15 protein-coding genes, 1 tRNA gene and 1 riboswitch are annotated in these 17,069 nt (G+C 63.0%); of the genes, 2 read left to right on the top strand and 14 right to left on the bottom strand.

Annotation, left to right across the window (positions count from 1 at the left end):
• Positions 1 to 16: 16 nt before the first annotated feature.
• From AB5Y89_RS13155 to AB5Y89_RS13125, 7 genes are all read right to left on the bottom strand, one after another.
• On the bottom strand, positions 17 to 340 hold the full coding sequence (locus AB5Y89_RS13155) for a DUF1820 family protein (protein ID WP_010672837.1): 324 nt from the start codon (positions 338 to 340) through the stop codon (positions 17 to 19).
• 117 nt (positions 341 to 457) lie between these two features.
• On the bottom strand, positions 458 to 1,306 hold the full coding sequence (locus tag AB5Y89_RS13150; RefSeq protein ID WP_221366623.1) for a YjjW family glycine radical enzyme activase: 849 nt from the start codon (positions 1,304 to 1,306) through the stop codon (positions 458 to 460).
• Positions 1,307 to 1,343: 37 nt separating this feature from the next.
• Entirely contained in the window at positions 1,344 to 2,870 is a 1,527-nt protein-coding gene (locus AB5Y89_RS13145) for a YjjI family glycine radical enzyme (RefSeq protein ID WP_368223955.1), read from the bottom strand.
• A 122-nt stretch (positions 2,871 to 2,992) separates the two neighbouring features.
• Entirely contained in the window at positions 2,993 to 3,328 is a 336-nt protein-coding gene (locus AB5Y89_RS13140) for an AzlD domain-containing protein (protein ID WP_261998820.1), read from the bottom strand.
• Positions 3,329 to 3,330: 2 nt separating this feature from the next.
• A complete protein-coding gene (locus tag AB5Y89_RS13135) occupies positions 3,331 to 4,044 on the bottom strand; it encodes an AzlC family ABC transporter permease (RefSeq protein ID WP_319873414.1) in 714 nt (237 codons plus the stop codon).
• A gap of 121 nt (positions 4,045 to 4,165) precedes the next feature.
• Positions 4,166 to 4,642, bottom strand: coding sequence for a murein L,D-transpeptidase family protein (locus AB5Y89_RS13130; protein WP_029313677.1), 477 nt, complete (start codon positions 4,640 to 4,642; stop codon positions 4,166 to 4,168).
• A gap of 400 nt (positions 4,643 to 5,042) precedes the next feature.
• The gene (locus tag AB5Y89_RS13125) at positions 5,043 to 6,893 is read right to left on the bottom strand and encodes a M3 family metallopeptidase (RefSeq protein ID WP_323951563.1); all 1,851 of its coding nucleotides are present in this window, start codon (positions 6,891 to 6,893) and stop codon (positions 5,043 to 5,045) included.
• Between the two features lie 295 nt (positions 6,894 to 7,188).
• Here AB5Y89_RS13125 and AB5Y89_RS13120 point away from each other — a divergent pair, with 295 nt between their 5' ends.
• Positions 7,189 to 8,868: a methyl-accepting chemotaxis protein gene (locus tag AB5Y89_RS13120; protein ID WP_171865518.1), complete on the top strand. Its 1,680-nt coding sequence runs from the start codon at positions 7,189 to 7,191 to the stop codon at positions 8,866 to 8,868.
• Positions 8,869 to 9,097: 229 nt separating this feature from the next.
• Positions 9,098 to 9,183: riboswitch (cyclic di-GMP riboswitch) on the top strand.
• Between the two features lie 60 nt (positions 9,184 to 9,243).
• Positions 9,244 to 10,668 carry an N-acetylglucosamine-binding protein GbpA gene (gbpA, locus tag AB5Y89_RS13115; RefSeq protein WP_368223953.1) on the top strand — a complete coding sequence of 475 codons (1,425 nt, stop codon included), beginning with the start codon at positions 9,244 to 9,246 and terminating at the stop codon, positions 10,666 to 10,668.
• Between the two features lie 73 nt (positions 10,669 to 10,741).
• Here gbpA and cbl read toward each other — a convergent pair whose 3' ends face one another.
• The 7 genes from cbl to AB5Y89_RS13080 all read right to left on the bottom strand — a co-directional run bounded on the left by cbl (position 10,742) and on the right by AB5Y89_RS13080 (position 16,884).
• Complete coding sequence (gene cbl / locus AB5Y89_RS13110; protein WP_043156146.1) at positions 10,742 to 11,689, bottom strand: HTH-type transcriptional regulator Cbl; 948 nt, start codon at positions 11,687 to 11,689, stop codon at positions 10,742 to 10,744.
• A 116-nt stretch (positions 11,690 to 11,805) separates the two neighbouring features.
• Entirely contained in the window at positions 11,806 to 12,873 is a 1,068-nt protein-coding gene (locus AB5Y89_RS13105) for a sulfate/molybdate ABC transporter ATP-binding protein (protein ID WP_010672827.1), read from the bottom strand.
• A gap of 31 nt (positions 12,874 to 12,904) precedes the next feature.
• Positions 12,905 to 13,798, bottom strand: coding sequence for a sulfate ABC transporter permease subunit CysW (cysW, locus tag AB5Y89_RS13100; RefSeq protein WP_010672826.1), 894 nt, complete (start codon positions 13,796 to 13,798; stop codon positions 12,905 to 12,907).
• On the bottom strand, positions 13,795 to 14,634 hold the full coding sequence (cysT, locus tag AB5Y89_RS13095) for a sulfate ABC transporter permease subunit CysT (RefSeq protein WP_039039454.1): 840 nt from the start codon (positions 14,632 to 14,634) through the stop codon (positions 13,795 to 13,797). The genes cysW and cysT overlap by 4 nt, the downstream gene beginning before the upstream one ends.
• 269 nt (positions 14,635 to 14,903) lie before the next feature.
• A complete protein-coding gene (locus tag AB5Y89_RS13090; protein ID WP_124245035.1) occupies positions 14,904 to 15,479 on the bottom strand; it encodes an alpha/beta hydrolase in 576 nt (191 codons plus the stop codon).
• Between the two features lie 39 nt (positions 15,480 to 15,518).
• Entirely contained in the window at positions 15,519 to 16,520 is a 1,002-nt protein-coding gene (locus AB5Y89_RS13085) for a sulfate ABC transporter substrate-binding protein (RefSeq protein ID WP_124245036.1), read from the bottom strand.
• A 287-nt stretch (positions 16,521 to 16,807) separates the two neighbouring features.
• Positions 16,808 to 16,884, bottom strand: a tRNA-Asp gene (locus AB5Y89_RS13080).
• Between the last annotated feature and the right edge of the window lie 185 nt (positions 16,885 to 17,069).

Below are 17,069 nucleotides of genomic sequence, written 5' to 3'. Positions count from 1 at the left end.
TGCCTGGTGGCAGGACTCAGGGCTTCTTGGTATAGATGGGGCCTGGGAAAGAGGTGACGTTGTTGCCCAGTTCGGTGATGCGGGCGGCCCCCTGCTTGCGCACCTGATCGACCCGCAGCACGTGGTGCATGGGAATAAGGGTGCGGGTGACGTCGGCAAATTCGCTCTTCAGCTTCTCGTGGCTGGGGTCGACGATGAGCGCCGTGTGGTTGTCCCACACGAAGTGGGCGATCTCGATGAAGCCGAACAGCTGGCCCTGATTCACCTCTCTTACATAGACTTCGTAACGCTCGCTGTGACAAATGAACTGCACTCGATAAAGGGCGTTGGATTCACTCATGGGTATCTGTTGGTGATGGACGGTTTGCCCATTCTAGCCGTCCCCTCGGACAGCCCCTATAGACAGAGTTCACAGTTGCGTCATATCGGGTCTCAGCATCCCGACGTGCCGCAGAGCTCAGATCGCAGGCAGCATCACCGACCCAAATCCCTTGGCCTTCAATGCGTTGGCCAGCACAGTCAGGTCAGCCGACCCGGCTTCTGGCCATGACAGCGCCTCCCCTCGCACCCCGTGGTGGCGAAAGCCGTTGAGGCGGATGGGCACGGGCCCCAGCGACAGCAAGAAGGTCGTCAACGCCTCCTCCAGCGCGCCGGTGGCATCGAGAAAATCGCTCCGCCCCGGCACCAGCAACAGCCGCACCTCCGCCAGCTTGCCCGCCTGCGCCAGCAGTTGCAGCGATGCCAGCACCCGCTCGCGGCCCCGCCCGGTCAGGGCCAGATGCACAGGCTCGCGCCACCCCTTGAGGTCTATCATGGCGCCATCCAGCACCGGCAACAGCCGCTGCCAACCCGTTTCCCCCAGGGATCCGTTGCTGTCGAGCAGGCAGGTGAGACGGGCCAGATCCGGCGCAGCCTTGATGGCCGTGAACAGGGCGATCACGAACGGCAACTGGGTGGTCGCCTCCCCGCCGGAGACGGTGACGCCGGTGAGCAGCGGGCCATAGCGGCGCAGCAGGGCCAGCACCTCGGCCACCGACATCTGGCGCGTCTTGGGGCTGGCGTGGCGAGGGCAGACATCGAGGCAACGGTCGCAGTGGGCACAAAGCTCGGCTTGCCAGCTCACCCGCCCCTCCTGCATCGCCAGGGCTCTGCCCGGGCAACCGGGCACGCAGTCACCGCAGTGATCGCACAACCCCATGGTGTGGGGGTTGTGGCAGCCGGGGCAGCGGAAGTTGCAGCCCTGCAAAAACAGCACCAGCCGGTTGCCGGGGCCGTCCACGCAGGAGAAGGGCAGCCAGCGGCTCACCGTCGCCCTGAACTCGGCCCCCTTCTGCCTGCCGTTCTCAGTGCTCATTCAAGAGGGTCTCGATAGCCACCACCCGCGGTGCCCGCTGGCGGATCCCGGTCAGCTCGCTCGCCTCGGCGCCGAGGCAGGTGGTCTGCAGCCGCGAGCCTTCTGCCGCGAAGCGGGCCACATCGCGCTTGCGGATCATGTAGCCGGTCACCCGTACCAGATCGCTGTCCGCCACGTTGGCACTGAATTCGCGCATGCCGAGGGCGAAGGCCCCCTTGCAGAGTTGCAGCAGCGCCTGCGGGTTCTGGCGTATGGTGGGATCCAGGGTCAGGATCTCGCTGATCCCGGAGTGATAAAAGCCGTGGTGGGGCGCCAGGGCCAGCAGGTGACTGGCGGGATCCGGCTCCTCGCCATAGGGGATCCGTACCCCCGGGGTCACGCCCCTGTCCACGCTGAGTCCCCCCTGGGCGTGGAGCAGGGCGCGGCCGCCCCAGGCATGGGTCTGGCCCCTCCTGGCCACCCACTCGGAGAGGCGGGCCGAGATGCGATAGCCAAGCTGGTTGGCCTCATCGTCATGGCCATAGCGCCACGGCAAGCCTCCCTTCTCCATCAGCAGGTTCACCGCCTCCGCCATGCCAAAGATGCCGAACATGGGGACGAAGCGCGTCTCCTCGATCAGCCCCTCCTCCACCAGGAAGCTGTCGAAGAAACCCGACTCCCGGTGCAGGAAGGCGGCGCGCGCCTCGATGAGCCGCGAGGCCTGCTCGCAATAGTGAGGCAGTGTGCGCGCCATGAAATCCTCAACCCCTGCGCTCTGCCCGGCCACGCCCTTGAGGGAAAGGCGCACCAGGGTATTGGCACCGCCCCCCAGGGGCAGGGCATTGTAGCAACTGACGATGCCAAAGCCGCGTTCGTCGAAGGTGTCCCTGTGCAGCGGATAGTTGACGATGTGGGGCTTGCTGCAGGCCGAGATGTTCTCGACCCCTTGCAGCAACAGGCTGTCCGGAGTCTGCACCGGGTCGTGGAACAGACTGAGATTCGGCGCCACCTGCTGGAGTTCCCTGTCGATGCGCAGGATCAGCCGGCAGATCCGGTTGTCGTCGGGGCCGATGTTGACGTGCATGAAGGCATCCGGCAGCACCCGATCCAGATAGATCCAGAAGGCCTTCAGCTTGCGATGGAGCATTTCATCATCCAGCTCACCGACGAAGGGCAGCAGCAGGTGATCGAGGCGCCCCAGCCAGACCGGCATGCCGGTGACGGAGGGCACGTGATGGTAGAGGATGCGCAGGGCATCGAGGGCCTCGTCGAAGTCCAGGGGGGGCGCCAGCTCCAGCCAGGCCGAGCCCTGGCGCAGAAACCGCTCGTAATCCGGCAGCACATAGCGCGGTTTGTGGGGAGCGTGTCCCTCGAACATGTCGCACAGCACCCCTTGTGCCATGGCATCCTGCACGGCGGCAGGCAACTCGGGGTAAGGCAACGCGTTTTCGGCGGCGAGCGCCAGGGCGTGGCTCTTCTGGGCCGGTGACAGCAGGGGGTCGCGCACGATGCGCTGGCAGGTTTCGGTGAAGGACATGGTTCACTCCGTGGCGGGTGGAACCAAAATCCTCACACTTGGGAGGTCTTTTTTGAAGTGACATTCCCAACAGGGCGGATATCCCATCAAGACATCCGCCATGCAGGATCACGGCACATCCTTCACCAGGGCCAGAACAGGGCCACGCCCCCCAGCCAGCGCAGCAGGAAGAAGCCCCCCATGCCGACGACGACCACCACCAGGGTAGGCAGGCGCAGCAGGGTCAGCACCGTCACCAGCAGGGTGGCGGCCAGGTAGTCCGGATCCCAGTCCAGCCCGTGATCGGGCTCATAGCTGAAGACGATGGGCAGCCAGATGGCGGTCAGCACCGACTGGGCCGAGAAGCTGAGGAAAGCCCCCATCTCGGCCCCCGGCTGATAGCGGGTCAACCGCGAGAAGAAGGCAAAACGGTTGAAGAAAGTGATCAGGGCCAGCAGCCCTATCATCAGCCAGCCCATGATCACCTCCTCATCCGGTGCAGCACATAGCCCACCACCATGCCGGCCAGGGCCGAGACGATGATGTGGATCTCCGCCAGCAGCGGCTTGGTGACGAGCGCCGTCCCGCCGCTCACCAGAGTGGCCGCCACCATGGGCAGGTTCTTCATGGCGGGGAGCGTCATGGCGATAAAGGTGGCGGCAATGGCGAAGTCCAGCCCCATCTGATCCAGCCCGTCAATGTACTGACCGGCAGCGATGCCGAGCAGGGTCGCCATGTTCCAGAACAGATAGAAGACAAAGCCCGCGATGAGCGCATAGGCGGGATTGAAGGCGCCGCTGCGCTCCCTGTCTTTCAGCGCCACCGCAAACATCTCGTCGGTCAGGAAGAAGGCGAGGCTGGCCCGCCAGCGCAGGGAGAGCGGCAGCACGTCGCGCCGGAAGGTGAAGCCATAGAGCAGATGCTGGGAGGTGATCACCATGGTGGAGCCCATGATGGGCAGCAGCGGCGTCCCCGCCCCGAACAAGGTGGTGGCCGAGAGCTGGGCCGCCCCCGCATAGACCAGCAGCGACATCAGCTGTGCCTGGAGCGGGCTCATACCCGCCTGAAGCGCCAGGGCGCCACACAGTATTCCCCAGGGGATGACGGAAATGGAGAGCGGGAGCATATCCAGGGTGGCACGCCACCAGAGCGCCCCCGTGCGCTCGGGCACAGGGAGGCGGGTTTCCGACATCATGGGATCATCCTTGTCACAGCCAATGCGAACCGGAAAAACTAGCACGGCGCAGGAGGCAGTGTCACGTCATGGTCTGCGACAAATGCAACGCCCGCATGAGAGCGGGCGTTGGCAGACAGGATCAGGGCTCGATGATGATGGGAGTGCCGGGCTCGATGGCGTTCCAGATCTCGTCCATCTCGTGGTTCAGCACCGCGATGCAGCCATTGGTCCAGTTGGACGGCTGCACCCTGCGATCCCCCAGGCTGTTGCGCTGGCCGTGGATCATGATCATGCCGCCCGGGTTCACACCCAGCTCGTTGGCGCGCTTGATGTCGTCCAGATTCGGGTAGTTGATGTGAATGGCCTTGTAGAAACCGGAGTTGCTCTTCTTGTAGTCCAGGGTATAGCGACCTTCCGGGGTACGCTGATCCCCTTCACGCTGCTTGTGTCCCTTGGGAGCCGGGCCCAGGGCAATCCAGTAGCGTTTCACTTCCTTGCCATCCTTCATCAGGGTCAGGCTGTAACTCGACTTCTTCACCACCACCATATCGGCGGACAGAGTGGCAAAACTCAACGCGGGCCACAGCCCCAGCAAACACAGCAATACGGCTCTCACTATCCATCCCTCTGCGAGCCTTCTGGGCTCTCTTGTTAGCAAATCATCTGAATGCCGCCACCCTCTGGTGGCGAGCGAGCGCCATGATATGGGATCGCCGTGAATACTCAATATATCGGGAGAAACATATCTGTGGCCAGCAGGGGGAAATGGCCGTCAACCCGCCATGCAGACACCCTGCCAAGGGTAGGGCGTCGCCTCTTGCCCGCAACCGGGCGCCTCAGCGCAGGTCGTCAAGGCCAGGAAGATGGCGCATGAAGAAAAACCAGCGGGCAGCGCCGCAGCCAGGGACACTCAAGCCTGTCCACCCGCCAATCCCCGGCTGGCACCATGGGGTCAGGTCATCTCAACCCACAAAAAAGAGCCCCTGATGGGGCTCTTTGATGGTGAAACACCGGGCTCAGGCCTGGGTCACTGGTTCGGCGGCCTCAAGGCGCCGGATCCAGGCCTCGAAGTCTGCCAGCATGCGCGCCTCGGACTCGCTGTTGTCGGCGATGAGCTCGGCCCCGTGTACCACCCGGATATGGGCGTCGAGGGGCGTCCCCTCCCCTGCCGGTGGGCGCTGCCGCGCCGCCGCCATGCACGTCTGTGCCTGTTGCCACGCCTCGGCGGCACTCCGGTTGCACGCCTCTGCCAGCGGCACCGCACTGAAACCCTCGCCGGTGAGGCTCTGCAGTGTCTCGTCGTGGGTCATGCCGTTGCCCGGTCCCCAGTAGTGGGCGGCCAGATCCGGCCCGATGCGCGGGTTGTCGGTGAGATAGCCGTCGCGCCTCAGAAAATAGGCGCGGGTCTGCTCCACCGCCATCAGCGCCAGCAGATATCCGTGATAGGCGCAGGCCGACTCCTGGTTCAGAAGGTGCGGAATAGCCAGCAGCGGGCGTGGGCTCTCCACCCCCAGGATCTTGCGCTCCCACTTGCGGGCCAGGGCCAGCACGGCGGCCGGGGTGCGCTCGTTCTCTGTCATGGCGTAGAGATCCCGCTCGAAGTAGGCCACCAGCGCGATCTGGCGCTCGTTGAAGGCGCGAAATGGCTGGCGCGCTTCAATCATGGCCTGGATAAGCGCATCGGGGATGGGTTCTCCCGCCGCGTTTCTGGCGTAGCGCTTGAGCCAGTCCGCGTCGTCCAGCAGGCTGTCGCAGAACATGGACTGGGTCTCGGCATAGGCCATGGAGGTGGGCGGAAACTCCTGGGAGAAGCAGGGGGCGTTGCCGGTGACGTTGGCAAAGTGCGCCGCGTGGCCTCCCTCGTGGAACAGGGTGTTGAGCCCGCTCCAGCCGCTGCCCACCTGGGCCGGATTGGCCAGGCTGGTGAAATTGACCACCGCCGGCACCCACTCCCCATCCTGCCAGAAGCTCGGCACCGGGCCGTGACAGAAGCCGTTCTCGTATTTTCCCTCCCGGGTCAGCAGATCCAGGGTGAGGGTGGCACCGCGGTACTGGATGCCGAGGCGGCGGAAGCTCTCGACCCAATCCTTCAGCGCCCGGGAGAAGGGCACGTAAGGGTCGAGCTGGCGGGTCACGTCACCACTCACGCTGTAGCGCAGGTTGTGGGGCAGCAGGGCTGCTTCCCCCTTGGCCGCTTTCAGCTCCGCCAGACTCTGGTGCAAGCGGGCATCGGTGCGGGCGATGAAGTCGTCAAGAATGGCAAACAGCTGCTCCGGGCTCATCTGCTCGTTCTTGTGCACCTTGTAGTCGAAGTAGTCGCGATAGCCCATGGCACGGGCGAAGCGGTTGCGCAGCGCGACGATGTCAAGATAGCCGTTGTCGACCACCCACTGCTCCAGGGTCTGGAACATGGCGAGCGCGCTCTGGCGCACCGCCTCGTCGCTGCTGGCGGCCAGCGCCGTGCTGGCGGCGGGCAGACTGCCAGGCACTTGGCGGCCCTGCTCGTCCAGCAAGGTGAGCTTCAACCCCTTGCGACGGGCGAAGAGATCCGCCTCGGCGGCCACCAGCTCGTCCATCAGGGCGGAGGCACCGGGATCTTCGATGACGTTGCACTCGAAGAAGGCGATCCAGCCCCCCAGGCCGCGCCTGAGACCCGCCTCTTCGGCCTGGGCATGCATCTCCCGCAGCACCGGCAGGCGGGCAGGATCGGCACAAAATGCCTTGTAGGCCTGTTCGGCCGCGGTGAAGCCTGCCTGATCGTCGCTGGTGCCCATGTAGGTGGACCAGAACAGGTCCTCCTTGAGTCTGTGCACCTGCAGGTAATCGGCATTGAGCTGATTGAGATAATTCCTGGCAATGGAACTCATAACTTCCCTCTTGTTATGGGGCGACCACGGGGGCGCCCACTCCTTTTTGGTGAAATGCCAACCCATTCACACTTCTTGCAAATTGAGCAGACAAATTGTGCGCCGGGATGCGCGCCATCACGCTATCAAAAGCGAGGGTTTCTGTCTGCTGGCTATACTGGTTGTCAAACTGCTCAATTGGCTGTTTTCCACCGCAACCCATTGAAAGTTAATGATATGTTAAAAATAACAACAATCAGGTCCGGCCGGCAGTTCGGCCACAATCAGACCCGCATGGGAAAGTAAGGATAAGTCTATGTTCAAGCTCGGTGATATTGCCGTGAGTCGCAAGCTGATGCTGCTGCTCTCACTGGCCCTGGTCGGCTTCATCGCACTGCTGCTCATCTCGGCCAGTGCCCTGCACCGCAATCTGATGAGTGAACGGGAAGCCAGGCTGCAGGCGGTGCTGGATCTGGCCATGAGCCGGATCCAGGCCCTGGCCGCCACCCTCCCCCCGGAACAGGCCAAGGCACAGGCCAAGGCCATGCTCGACAGCATGCGCTTTGACGGGGACAACTACCTGTTCGTGCTGGATGAAGATCGTCGGGTGGTGGTGCATCCCGCCAAACCCGAGCTGGTCGGCCAGCAGATGGGCAACAACCCTGCCGAGTCCCACTGGCAGCACATGGTGGATCTCGGCAAGGGCGGCCACCAGGGCAGGCTGGAGTATCAGTGGGTCTCCCCGTCCGGCGAGGCGGCCCAGAAGATGTCGCTGGTGACGGGCTACCAGCCCTGGGGCTGGATCCTGGGCTCCGGTGTGTTGTTGCAGGACATTGAGGCTACCATGTGGTCGCAATATGAGTGGATGGGTGGCGCCACCTTGCTGGTGATCCTGTTGATGGGGCTGCTGGGACTCGCCATCAGCCGCTCCATCGTCAATCCCCTGGCCGAGATCAACAAGGCCATGGCCCGGGTCGCGGCCGGCGATCTGGTGGTCAGCATCCCGGTGCTGGGCAGGGATGAGCTCGGCGCCGTCGCCAGCTCCACCAACCAGGGGCTGGATGCCATCCGCCGCGCCCTGCTGGAGGCGAGCCAGGGGGCCCGCAACGTGGCGGATGCCGCCCTGCGCATCGCCGCCTCCGCCGAACAGACCAACCAGGCGGTCAACAGTCAGCGGGATCAGCTCGCCCAGCTCGCCACCGCCATGAACGAGATGAGCGCCACCATCGCCGACGTGGCGGGTCACGCCGAGAATACGGCCCGCGACACCCAGGATGCCACCAGCGAGGCCGGACTCGGCAACCAGGATGTCCATGCCAGCGTGCACGGCATCCAGGCGCTGGCCACCGAGGTGGATCAGGCCACCTCGCAGGTCAACCAGCTCAAGGAGGGAGTGATGCAGATAAGCGAGGTGACGGCAGTCATCAGCGCCATCTCGGAGCAGACCAACCTGCTGGCCCTCAACGCCGCCATCGAGGCGGCCCGCGCCGGCGAGCAGGGCCGTGGCTTCGCCGTGGTGGCCGACGAGGTGCGCCAACTGGCCAGTCGCACCCGCCACTCCACCGAGGAGATCCAGAGTACCATCACCCAGTTGCAGCAACGGGCTGTCACCGCCGCCAACGCCATGGACGCCAGCCGCAAGCTGGCGGAGAGCAGCGTCAACCAGTCCGAGAAGGCGGGGCAGGATCTCTCCCTCATCGTCAATCACATCCAGCACGTGAGCGACATGGCGACCCAGATCGCCACGGCGGCGGAGCAGCAGAGCATGGTGGCGGAAGACATGAACCGCAACGTCAGCGGCATCAACGACTCGGCGCTAGAGATGTCCCAGGCGGCCACCCAGTTGGCCCAGGAGAGCGAACTGCTGGCCGGTCTCTCCCGAAGCCTCGACGAGCGACTGGCGGTGTTCAAGCTGGACAACGCCCAAGCCCAGGACAGGATGATGCGACCGACCCAGGCGTCCTCTTCCCGAGCAGGCATGCAACCCCGCCACTGAGTGGCCCCGTGAGCCCCTGCCAGGCTTGCAGGGGCTCCTTTCCCGTCATGGCCACGGGAGCCTCTCCCGGGCAACCCTCTCGCACTGATCCAGCGCGCAGATCCCGACGGAGCCATCTGCCGCTGATGCGCTGCTCCGATGAGATGGCACTGTCAATTTTTACACTTAATTTTTTAACAAAATATAGTCATGATGAGTGGTCGCCACAGGCGGCACCATGATCCTTTCTGTAGTCATTTGGCAAACTGGTTGAAAGGCCAGGACGCAAAGCCTCCGGTCTAAAGACAAGCTGTCCAGGATAGCGGGGTTGCAGCACCGTGTTTCGGGGAACTACCCTGCCAACGTGACTGCCCACATCACCGAACAGAGGAATGTATGGCAGCAAATATCCGACTCACCCATCTCGCGGCAGCGCTGGCGCTGCTGGCCAGTGGCGGCGTGCTCGCTCACGGCTACATCAGCCAGCCCGAAGGGCGCAACTACCTGTGCAAGACAGGGGGCAACAGCCAGTGTGGCGCCATCCAGTGGGAACCCCAGAGCCTGGAAGCCCCCTCCGGCTTCCCCGATGGCGGCCCCGCCGACGGCCAGATAGCCTCGGCCGGTCACCCCCAATTCGGCGAGCTCAACACCCAGACTCTCGATCGCTGGACCAAGCGTGAAGTGCAGGCCGGTCCCTTCGCCATCAGCTGGACCTTCACTGCCAACCACGTGACCCGCAACTGGCGCTACTACCTCACCAAGCAGGACTGGAACCCGAACCAGCCCCTCACCCGGGATGCGTTCGATCTCAATCCCTTCTGCGTCATCGACGGCAACATGGTGCAGCCCCCCAAACAGGTGACCCATCAGTGCACCCTGCCCGCACGTACCGGTTATCAGGTCATTCTCGGGGTGTGGGAGGTTGGGGATACCGCCAACAGCTTCTACAACCTGATCGACGCCCGGTTCAAGGATGGCACCCAGCCCCCGCTGACCTGGAGCCAGGGAGGGACCATCTATCCCTCCATCGACCTGGTGGCAGGTGACAAAGCCAGAACCCGGGTGTTCGATGCCAATGGCGAGCGCACCGATCTCCAGACCGAGCTGATTATCGCCAGCGCCGGGCAGGGCCAGAAGAACAACTGGGCCCACGCCCTGGCGAGCAAGATCAACGCCGAGCAGAGCCAGATCCGTGCAGGCCAGCAAGGTTCGGACGGCCAGTTCAACCCCGTCTATGGCCAGAACCCGGTCTACCTCAAGGCTGGCAGCAACCTGCAACGGGTCGAGATCCAGCTTGAGCAACAGCAGCCCCCGGTTGAGAACGGGATCAGCGTGAGCGGTTTGGCGAGCGACTACCCTCTCGACAACGGCAAGCTCACCCTGACTTTCACCGTCACGGCCCAGGGGGATCTCGCCATCACCAACACCCTCTATGACCACGGCGGTGTCGCCAGGGGACAGAGCAGTGCCGACATCAAGGACGGCAGCCAGAGTTTCTCCATGGCGCTGACCGGCTTGAGTGCAGGCCACCATCAGCTGGTGATCGAGGGCAAACCCAAGGCCGGTGGTGACGCGGTGCAGCAGACCCTGGACCTCATGTTCAAGGATCCGGCAAGCGGGGGCGATTACCAGTTCACCTTCCCGGACGGCCTCAAGTCCTACACCGCCGGAACCCGGGTGCTGCAGCCGAAGAACGGCAAGGTCTATCAGTGCAAACCCTTCCCCTACAGCGGCTGGTGCAGCCAGTGGGCGAGCACGGCCACCCAGTATGAACCGGGCGTAGGCTCCCACTGGCAGGAGGCCTGGCTCCAGGTGAACTGAGCCGCAGGCACGACATGACACCATCAACAAAATGGGGAGCCCATGGCTCCCCGTTTTTCATCCATCCCTCGGTTCAGATCTGATAGTCGAGCAGAGGCTCGTTGCTCATGGCGCGGGCCTGGATCTCCGCCAGCGCCAGATCGGGGTTGCAGAGCTGGATGAACTGCCAGGCAAAGTTGTGCTGGAACTGCCCCTGCTTGAGGCCAATCCAGGCGGTGTGCGGCGCAAACAACCGACTGCCGTCCAGTTGCACCAGTCCCTTGTCCCGCTGGGAATCGAACGCCATGTCCGCCAGTATGCCCACCCCCATCTCCAGCTCGACATAGGTCTTGATGACGTCTGAGTCCTGGGCGGTCAGCAGGATCTGCGGCACTATGCCCGCCTCGGCAAAGGCATCATCCACCCGTGCCCGACCAGTGAGGCCGGCCTGATAGGTGACGATGGGCCAGTGGGCCAGAGCGGCCAGGGTCAGCTCCCGCTCGGCGGTGAGAGGGTGCTGCTCCGGCACGACGATATTGTGGTGCCAGCGGTAGTAGGGAAAGGCCACCACCCCTTCGCTCTTGTCGAGCTGCTCGCTGCTGATGCCGATGTCCACCTCGCCGGTCTGCACCAGCCGCACTATCTCCTCCGGGCTCCCCTGACGCAGCTCCAGCTGTACCAGAGGAAATTGCTCCCGAAACGCCTTCACTACCCTCGGCAGGGCATAACGGGCCTGGGTATGAGTGGTCGCGATGAGCAGCCGGCCCGAGTCGCGATTGGCAAAGGTGCTCGCCAGTTTGCGGATGTTGTCGGCATCCCCCAGGATACGCTCGGCGATCACCAGCAACTCCTTGCCCGGCTCGGTCATGCCGAGCAGACGCTTGCCATAGCGAATGAAGAGGGCGAGCCCCAGCTCCTCCTCCAACTCGCGAATGTGGCGGCTGACCCCGGACTGGGACGTAAAGAGGGCATTGGCCACGTCGGTCAGGTTGTAATCCCGCCGTGCCGCCTCCCGAATGATTCGCAATTGCTGAAAGTTCACCTCATCGCCTCCTGCGCTGAGTGGCGGTGGCTTGTGCCACCGTCCTCTTGTTATGGATTGCCGGGATCATAGCCCGGCAGCAAGCCTGAAAGAGGGCCGCACCTCGCGGCTTGCCCTCAGATCTGGTAGTCGGGATAGAGCTGTGCCTGCCTGGCCACCAGACGCACCCCCTGGCCGGGGGCAAAGGCCCGGGCGGCCTCCTTGCTCAGTTCGGCCTCGTAGTGGGCACCTCCCGTCTCCCCATCGCCACGCAGTTCCACCCGGATGCGCGGCCCCATGGGCAGCAGGCGGGTAATGGTGGCGCGAATGCCACCGGGAGCATCCGAGGGCAGGATCTCCAGCTCGTGGGGGCGCACATAGGCGATGGCCGCACTCCCTTCTGCCAGATGGGAGGGGATGGGGCCACCCAGTTGCTGCTCACCGATGCCAAGCCCCTGCCCGGCCACCCTGCCACGAAACAGGTTCACGCTGCCAAGGAAGCTGTGCACGAAGGCACTGGCGGGCTGATCATACACTTCGGCAGGGGTGCCAATCTGCTCTACCTTGCCGGCGTTCATCAGCACCACCCGATCCGCCACCTCCAGGGCCTCTTCCTGATCGTGGGTCACGAACAGACTGGTGACATGCAGCTCGTCGTGAAGCTCACGCAGCCAACGGCGCAGCTCCTTGCGTACCTGGGCATCGAGGGCGCCGAAAGGCTCGTCCAGCAGTAGCACCTTGGGCTGCACCGCCAGGGCCCGGGCCAGGGCGACCCGCTGGCGCTGACCACCGGAGAGCTGGGTCGGGTAGCGTGCCGCGACATGGCTAAGCTGCACCAGGTCCAGCAGCTCCTTGACCCGGGTGCGGATGGCCGCCTCGTCCGGGCGTTCGCTGCGCGGCTTGACCCTCAGGCCAAAGGCCACGTTCTCGAACACCGTCATGTGGCGAAACAGGGCGTAGTGCTGGAACACGAAGCCAACGTTGCGCTCGCGCACATGGAGATCCGAGGCATCCTCGCCGCGGATGATGACGCTGCCACTGTCCGCCTGCTCCAGCCCGGCGATGATCCGCAGCAAGGTGGTCTTGCCGCAGCCAGAGGGGCCGAGCAGGGCGACCAGCTCACCGTCGTGAAAATCGAGGTTGATGTCGGCCAGCGCCGCGTACTGATTGAAATGCTTGTTGAGCCCTTGAACCTGAATGCTCATGAATGCCTCTCCTATAACCGTTAATTCGGGATCAATGGGACTGGGTCGGTTGGCCGCGCAGCCTGGCCAGCAGGGTCTCACCCAGCAGGGTGAAGATCCCGAACAGCGCCAGCAGGCTGGCCACCGCGAAGGCGGCACCGGTCTGGTACTCGTTGTAAAGGATCTCGATGTGCAGCGGCAGCGTGTTGGTCTGGCCGCGAATGTGGCCGGAAACCACGGAGACAGCGCCAAACTCCCCCACCGCCCGGGCGGTACAGAGCAGCAGGCCATACATCAGGCTCCAGCGAATTCCGGGCAGGGTCACCCGCCAGAACATCTGCAACCCGCTCGCCCCCAGCATGATGGCGGCCTCCTCTTCCTCCGGGCCCCGCGCCTCCATCTGGGGCAACAGCTCGCGCACCACGAAGGGCACAGTGATGAAGGTGGTCGCCAGGATGATCCCCGGGGTAGCGAAAATGATCTTGATGTCGTGCTCGCTGAGCCACTCGCCAAACCAGCCGCGACTGCCGAACAGCAGCACGAACATCAAGCCCGCGATGACCGGCGAGACCGAGAACGGCAGATCGATGAGGGTGATAAGCAGTTGCCGGCCAGGGAAGCGGAACCGGGCGATGGCCCAGGCGGCGGCCAGCCCGAACAGCAGGTTCAGGGGCACCGAGCAGAGCGTCACCAGGGCGGTCAGCCCCAGGGCGCTCAGGGCATCCGGCTCGCTGATGGCGTGCCAGAAGAAGGCCAGACCCGGGCTCAGCGCCTGGATGAAGACGGTGGCCAGCGGCAACAGCAGCAAGGCGGCAAACCAGCCCAGACCGACTGTGACCAGCAGCCATTTGACCCAGACCGGTTCATGGGTCACCGGGGGATGACGCGCCGGGGTGGCCGGAGCGGACTCCTGAGCCTGATCGAGATGTGCAGTAGAGGCGTTCATATACGGCTTCCTCCGATGCGAGCCCAGCTCCAGGCTTGCAACTTGTTGATGAGCAACAGCAGCACAAAGGAAATGAGCAACATGACGGACGCAATGGCCGATGCACCGGCGTAGTCATACTCCTCCAGGTGACTCATGATCATCAGGGGGGCAATCTCGGACACCATGGGGAGGTTGCCGGCAATGAAGATGACAGAGCCGTACTCCCCCACGCCGCGAGCAAACGCCAGGGCAAAACCGGTGAGCAGCGCAGGTACCAGGGTCGGCCACAGTACCCGGATGAAGGTCTGCCAGCGGTTGGCACCCAGGCTCGCGGCCGCCTCCTCTTGCTCGCTCTCCGCTTCCCGCAGCACCGGCTGCAGGGTACGCACCACAAAGGGCAGCCCGATAAAGGTCAGGGCAATGACCACCCCTATGGGGTTGTAGGCAAGCTCGATGCCCAGCGGAGCGACCCATTGGCCAATCCAGCCGTTGGGGGCAAAGATGGCGCACAGGGCGATGCCGGAGACGGCAGTCGGCATGGCAAAGGGCAGGTCGATCAGCGCATCCACCAGTCTGCGGCCGGGGAAGGTATAGCGCACCAGTACCCAGGCCAGTATCAGACCGAACAGACTGTTGAGCAGGGCGGCAATGAAGGCGGCGCCAAAGCTCAGGCGAAAGGAGGCGAGCACCCGGGGGGAGCCGATCACCTGCCAGAACTCGGCGGCGCTCAGGTTGTTCACCGCAAACAGCACCAGTGCCGAGAGCGGCAGCAGCACCAGTATGCCCAGATAGAGCAGACTGAAGCCCAGCGTTGGCCCCAAGCCTGGCAGGACGGAATAAGAACTTAATCGCATAACGCATCCGTTTGTTATAAATACTTTGGATGTGACGATTTTGCTCACGGCGGCCAGGGACAACAAACACCAATAATGCCTTTGCTAAGCACTTTTTTATCTAACAATGGTGGAACAAGGCTTTTAGAGCGATAAGCATAAAAAAAGGTCTTTTATATAAATAAAAGACCTAAAAGACGGAGCGGTAAAACCGGGAACATGCAAAGTCAGTCACGCTGGCCAAGTTGCCAGCCTGTCTGGAAATCGTGCCGAGACAATCCGAGGCGCCCTCATCGAAAACTGAGTGCAGCCTGCTTGCCCCACTCGGCAGGAGCAGGCTCCACCACCATTTCGGCACGGCGGTATAGGGTGCCGAGCAAAGCGAGCCCCTGGTGCCACTCCCCATGGCCGGACTGGGCATTGATATGGCCCACCGCCCCCGCATCGAACAAGGGCACCTGCCACTGCCGGCTCCAGAACTCTGCCCGCTCGAAACTCATCCAGGGGTCATTGCGGCTGGCGATCAACTGGGCAGAGACCTTGATGGACCCCGCCAACACCTCATCCGGGATACCGAAACGGGCAGGATCGGCAGGGGCAACGATGAAGATGGAGGAGACCTTGTCTGGTTGCAGTCTGGCGGCAGCGATGGCCGTCAGAGCGCCGAAGGAGTGGGCGACCAGGTGGACCCGGCTGCGCCGGCTCCTGAGCTTGCTCGCCAACTTTGCGCTCCAGACCGTGAGATCCGGCTTGTCCCAGGGCAGACCCATCATTCTCTGCCACTGGGGAAATTGCTGGTGCCAGCGGCTCTGCCAGTGATCCGGCCCACTGTTGTGCAGACCGGGAACCAGAAGGATCTTGTTCATCGTGGTACTCCTATCTGTTGTCACAGGGGCCTTCGTCTCTTAGCGGCCCGGTTGGTAAATCTGGTCAAACGATCCGCCCTGGGCGAAGTGTTTCTTCTGTGCCTTGTCCCAATCTCCTTCCAAATCCTTGACAGTAAAGAGCGTCAGGTTGGGGAACTGGGCCGCTGTCTCCTTCAGGATCGCCGGATTGCTCGGACGATAGTGGTATTTGGCGATGATGCGCTGCCCTTCGTCAGAGTAGAGATACTCGAGGTAAGCCTTGGAGACGGCCTCGGTACCATGCTTCTTGGCTACCTTGTCCACCACGGCTACCGGCGGCTCTGCCAGGATGGAGACCGAGGGCACCACCAGTTCGAACTTGTCGCTGGTGCCCGGCTGATTGAGCACCAGCAACGCTTCATTTTCCCAGGCCAGCAACACATCCCCGAGCCCGCGTTCGATGAAGCTGGTGGTGGCGCCACGTGCCCCTGAGTCCAGCACCTTCACATTCTTGAACAGATCGCTGACAAACTGTTTCGCGCCCTCTTCAGTGCCGCTGTTCTTCAGGGCATAGCCCCAGGCAGCCAGATAATTCCAGCGCGCACCGCCGGAGGTCTTGGGGTTGGGGGTGATGATGGCGACATCCTTGCGCACCAGGTCGCCCCAATCCTTGATCTGCTTGGGATTCCCCTTGCGCACCAGGAAGACGATGGTGGAGGTATAGGGAGAGGCATTGTTGGCCAAACGCCCTTCCCAGTCGCTGGCGGTGAGACCTGCCTTGGCCACCGCATCGACGTCATAGGCCAGCGCCAGGGAGACCACGTCAGCCTCCAGTCCGTCCACCACGGCACGAGCCTGTTTGCCTGAGCCACCGTGTGACTGGCTCACCACCACATCGTCGCCGGTTTTGGCCTTCCACTCCTTGGCAAAGGCACTGTTGTACTCCTGGAACAGCTCCCGCGTCGGGTCATAGGAGACATTCAGCAGCCGCACCTCGGCGGCTTGGACCTGACCGAGAGCCAGTAGGGAGAGAACGGTGAGAGCGGTCATTCGCAGTTTCATGGTGATACTCCATATCGTTGGGTTGAGTACAGAATGCCGCCTCCCACATATATCAGGAAGAAAGAAAAAGCGCTTTGCTTATCTCTTTTACGCATATTAGGTCAACCACCAACCCACGTTAACAGCCTCGCTCAACCCCCTCTATGCCCCTGCTCGCCCAACTCGCCCCTCATCACCGTCAGATCGCAGGCACGAAAAAGCCCAGTCTGTTGACTGGGCTTGCTGACTCGCATGCTGAAGGCGCATAGCAAAAAGGCCTTCCCGTGAGGGAAGGCCTTTCAAATTAGTGGCGGAGCGGACGGGACTCGAACCCGCGACCCCCGGCGTGACAGGCCGGTATTCTAACCGACTGAACTACCGCTCCGCATTCGGTTAGCTTTCGCTAAATCTTTTGCTGCTTGTTTGTGAGGTGTCATCCTCGCAGCCAGTCATGTGATTCTTCACATCACCGTTTAATTGGGTGCCTGGCAGTGTCCTACTCTCGCATGGCGAATGCCACACTACCATCGGCGCTACAGCGTTTCACTTCTGAGTTCGGCATGGGGTCAG

Origin of the sequence: Aeromonas sp. s4, assembly GCF_040907855.1 — a bacterium.
Lineage (GTDB): Bacteria > Pseudomonadota > Gammaproteobacteria > Enterobacterales > Aeromonadaceae > Aeromonas > Aeromonas caviae.
Note: the sequence above shows the minus strand (reverse complement) of the source record. Positions and strands in the feature narration are given on the sequence as shown.